Here is a 4,626-nt window from a genome sequence, read left to right as displayed (position 1 = left end):
ACTGGCGCTCCGAGCGCAGCCTGGACGACGAACTCGTCAACCAGGGCATCGTGGGCATCCAGGGCGTGGACACCCGCGCGCTGACCCGCCACCTGCGTGAACGCGGCGCGATGAAGGCCGGCATTTTCTCCGGCGACGCGGCCGCCCGCCCCGCCGCGGAGTTGGTGGCCGAAGTCGCCGCCCAGCCGGCGATGGAGGGTGCCCGGCTCGCCGAAGAAGTCAGCGTCACCGAAGCCTACGTGGTCGAACCGGCAGACCACGGCTGGGAGGGCGAGCCGCGGTTCACCATCGCGGCCCTCGACCTGGGCATCAAGGCCATGACCCCGGTCCGCTTCGCCGAGCGCGGGATCCGGGTGCACGTGCTGCCCGCCACCGCAAGCTTCGAAGACATCCAGGCGGTCTCGCCCGACGGCATGTTCATGTCCAACGGACCCGGCGACCCGGCCACCGCCGACCGCCAGGTGCTGCTGCTGCGCAAGGTGCTCGACGCCGGCCTGCCGTTCTTCGGCATCTGCTTCGGCAACCAGATCCTGGGACGCGCCCTGGGCTTCGGCACCTACAAACTGCGCTACGGCCACCGCGGGATCAACGTGCCGGTGATGGACCGACGCACCGGGAAGGTTGAAATCACCTCGCAGAACCACGGCTTCGCCGTCGACGCCCCCTTGGACGGGCCGACGCTCGCCCCGGAAGAGCGCTTCGGCCGGGTGGAAGTCAGCCACGTCTGCCTGAACGACGACGTCGTCGAGGGCCTGAACTGCCTGGACATCCCCGCCTTTTCCGTCCAGTACCACCCCGAGGCCGCCGCGGGGCCACACGATGCGGCGCCCCTGTTCGACCGCTTCACCGACCTGATGGACTCCCGCCGGACCCAGGCCGCGACCGCCTCCGAGACGACGTCCGAGACCACGAAGGAAAGCAAGTAATGCCCAAGAGAGAAGATCTGAAGTCCGTCCTGGTCATCGGTTCCGGTCCCATCGTGATCGGCCAGGCGGCCGAATTCGACTACTCCGGCACACAGGCGCTGCGGGTGCTGAAGGAGGAAGGCCTACGGGTCATCCTGGTCAACTCCAACCCGGCCACCATCATGACGGACCCGGAGTTCGCCGACGCGACCTATGTGGAGCCGATCACGCCGGAGGTGGTCGAAAAGATCATTGCCAAGGAACGCCCGGACGCCCTGCTGCCCACGCTGGGCGGCCAGACCGCGCTGAACACCGCGATCGCGCTGGACAAGAACGGCGTGCTGGAGAAGTACAACGTCGAGCTGATCGGCGCCAACATTGCCGCCATTGAACTCGGCGAAGACCGCGAGAAGTTCAAGGGCGTGGTGGAGCGCTGCGGCGCCGAGTCCGCCAAATCGGTGATCGTGCATTCGATGGACGAGGCTTTTGCCGCGGCGGAGGAACTGGGCTACCCGATGGTGGTGCGCCCGTCCTTTACCATGGGCGGCCTTGGCTCCGGCATGGCCTACAACGCGGACGACCTGCGCCGGATCGCCGGTGCCGGCATCCAGTACAGCCCCACCAGCGAGGTGCTGCTCGAAGAGAGCATCCTGGGCTGGAAGGAATACGAGCTCGAGATGATGCGCGACAAGAACGACAACGTCGTCGTCGTGTGCTCGATCGAGAACTTCGATCCGGTGGGCGTGCACACCGGCGACTCCATCACCGTGGCCCCCGCCATGACGCTGACCGACCGAGAGTTCCAGAAGCTGCGCGACATCTCCATCGCGGTGATCCGCGAAGTCGGCGTGGACACCGGCGGCTGCAACATCCAGTTCGCCATCGAACCGGATACCGGGCGCGTTGTGGTGATCGAAATGAACCCGCGCGTGTCCCGGTCCTCGGCGCTGGCGTCCAAGGCCACTGGCTTTGCGATTGCCAAGATTGCCACCAAGCTGTCGCTTGGCTACACCCTGGACGAGATCCCCAACGACATCACCCAGCAGACCCCGGCTGCCTTCGAACCCACGCTGGACTACGTCGTCGTCAAGGTTCCCCGTTTCGCCTTCGAGAAGTTCCCGGCCGCCGATCCGACGCTGACCACCACCATGAAGTCGGTCGGCGAAGCGATGGCGATCGGCCGCAACTTCACCGAAGCGCTGCAGAAGGCGCTGCGGTCGCTGGAGCAAAAGGGCTCGCAGCTGGAGTTCGACCCGGTCAACGATTACGATGTGCCTGAGCTGCTGACCAAGGCCAAATTCGGGTCCACCGAGCGGCTTTCGCTGGTGCAGCGGGCGCTGCTGGGCGGCGCGAGCATCGAGCAGGTCTTCGAAGCCACCTCGATCGACCCCTGGTTCCTGGACCAGCTGCAGCTGATCAACGAAGTGGCCACCGACATCCGCCGGGCCCCGGCGCTGACCGAGGACATCCTCCGGCTGGCCAAGCGCCACGGCTTCTCCGATGAGCAAATCGGCAAGCTGTCCAACACCAGCGAGGCAGTGGTCCGCGGTGTCCGCCACGCACTGGGCATCCGCCCGGTGTTCAAGACAGTGGACACCTGCGCCGCGGAATTTGCCGCCTACACCCCGTACCACTACTCGTCCTATGACGAAGAGGACGAAGTCGAGCTGCACGCCAAGCCGTCCGTGATCATCCTCGGGTCCGGTCCCAACCGGATCGGCCAGGGCATCGAGTTCGACTACTCCTGCGTCCACGCCACCATGGCGCTGCGCAAGGCCGGGCACGAGACGGTGATGATCAACTGCAATCCGGAGACCGTCTCCACCGACTACGACATTTCCAACCGCCTGTACTTCGAGCCCCTCACGCTCGAGGACGTGCTGGAGGTCATTGCGGCAGAAGAGCGCACCGGCGGCGTGCTCGGTGTGTTCGTGCAGCTGGGCGGCCAGACACCGCTGAAGCTGGCCCAGGCCCTGGCCGACGCCGGCATCCCGATCCTCGGCACGTCGCCGGAAGCCATCGACCTTGCCGAGCACCGAGGTGCCTTCCAGCGCGTGCTGGATTCGGCCGGACTGATTGCCCCGAAGAACGGCACCGCCGTCTCCTTCGAGGAAGCCAAGAAGATCGCCGACGAGATCGGCTACCCCGTGCTGGTCCGCCCGTCCTACGTGCTGGGCGGACGCGGCATGGAGATCGTCTACGACGAGGCCAACCTCTCGCGCTACATCGCCAACGCCACCGAGATCACGCCGGACCACCCGGTGCTGGTGGACCGCTTCCTGGAAGACGCCATCGAGATCGACGTCGACGCCCTCTACGACGGCAAGGACCTCTACGTGGGCGGCATCATGGAGCACATCGAGGAGGCCGGCATCCACTCCGGCGACTCGGCCTGTGTGCTGCCCCCGATCACGCTGGGCGCCGACGTGCTGGACCGGGTGCGCAGCGCCACCGCTGCCATCGCCGAGGGCGTGGGGGTGCGCGGCCTGATCAACATCCAGTTCGCGCTGGCCGCCGACGTGCTCTACGTGATTGAAGCCAACCCGCGCGCCTCCCGCACCGTCCCGTTCGTGTCCAAGGCCACCGGCGTGCAGTTGGCCAAGGCCGCGGCGCTGATCGGCACAGGCGTCGACATTGCCATGCTGCGCAGCGTGTACAAGGTGCTGCCGGAGACCGGTGACGGCTCCCGGCTGCCGCTGGAAGCTCCGGTGGCAGTGAAGGAAGCGGTGCTTCCGTTCAGCCGCTTCCGCACCCCCGAAGGCACCGTGGTTGACTCGCTGCTGGGCCCGGAAATGCGCTCCACCGGCGAGGTCATGGGCATCGACAAGTACTTCGACACCGCCTTCGCCAAGAGCCAGGCAGCGGCCGGCAGCGCCCTGCCGACATCCGGCAAGGTGTTCGTCTCGGTGGCCAACCGCGACAAGCGCTCCATCATCATGCCGGTGAAGCTGCTGGTGGACCTGGGCTTCGAGATCCTCTCCACCGGCGGCACGGCCGAAGTGCTTCGCCGCAACGGCATCCAGTCCACCACCGTGCGCAAGATCGCCCAGGGCCGCTCCGAGCAGGGCGAAGGCACCATTGTGGACCTCATCACCGAGGGCCACATTGGTCTGATCCTCAACACCCCCTCGGGCGGGCAGGCCCGCGGCGACGGCTACGAGATCCGCGCCGCGGCGACCTCGGTCGGCACCCCGATCATCACCACGGTGTCCGAATTCGGTGCCGCCATTCAGGCCATCGAAGCGATGCGCCAGTACGAGTGGGACGTGACCAGCCTGCAGGAACATGCCGAGAACCTGAAGGCCGCGTTCCATGCCTGAGCCTGACCCCCGGCCGCTGGCCGCCACCTTCGGGCAGCGGCTGCGGGCGGCGATGGAGGCCCGCGGGCCGCTCTGTGTGGGGATCGACCCGCACCCGTCGCTGCTTTCCGCCTGGGGCCTCAATGACGACGCCGGCGGATTGGAACGCTTCTCCCTCACCGTGCTCGACGCGGTGGGGGAGCGCGCAGCCGCCCTCAAGCCCCAAGTGGCACTGTACGAGCGCCACGGTTCCGCCGGCATGACGGTCCTGGAGAAGCTGCTGGCCGCCTCGGCTGAGGCCGGCGCGCTGACCATCGCCGACGCCAAGCGCGGCGACATCGGCTCCACCATGGCTGCGTACGCGGACGCCTGGCTGCGTGACGGATCGGCGCTGGCTGCCGACGCGGTGACCCTGAGCCCCT

Annotated in this window: 3 protein-coding genes; all 3 read left to right on the top strand. The window is 67.2% G+C overall.

What is annotated here, in order from left to right; translation table 11 throughout:
• Positions 1-926 (top strand): carbamoyl phosphate synthase small subunit (locus tag AC5RWT_RS34725; RefSeq protein ID WP_494084192.1); only part of this gene is annotated, 926 nt, incomplete at its 5' end.
• The gene (carB, locus tag AC5RWT_RS34720) at positions 926-4,225 is read left to right on the top strand and encodes a carbamoyl-phosphate synthase large subunit (protein ID WP_494084191.1); all 3,300 of its coding nucleotides are present in this window, start codon (positions 926-928) and stop codon (positions 4,223-4,225) included. The genes AC5RWT_RS34725 and carB, both read left to right, overlap by 1 nt.
• The coding region (gene pyrF / locus AC5RWT_RS34715; protein ID WP_494084190.1) for an orotidine-5'-phosphate decarboxylase at positions 4,218-4,626 on the top strand (409 nt) is incomplete at its 3' end. The genes carB and pyrF, both read left to right, overlap by 8 nt.

The organism is Arthrobacter sp. Dra40 (assembly GCF_059091905.1).
The sequence above is the reverse complement of the archived record's forward strand: the minus strand, read 5'-3'. Positions and strand labels throughout refer to the sequence as shown.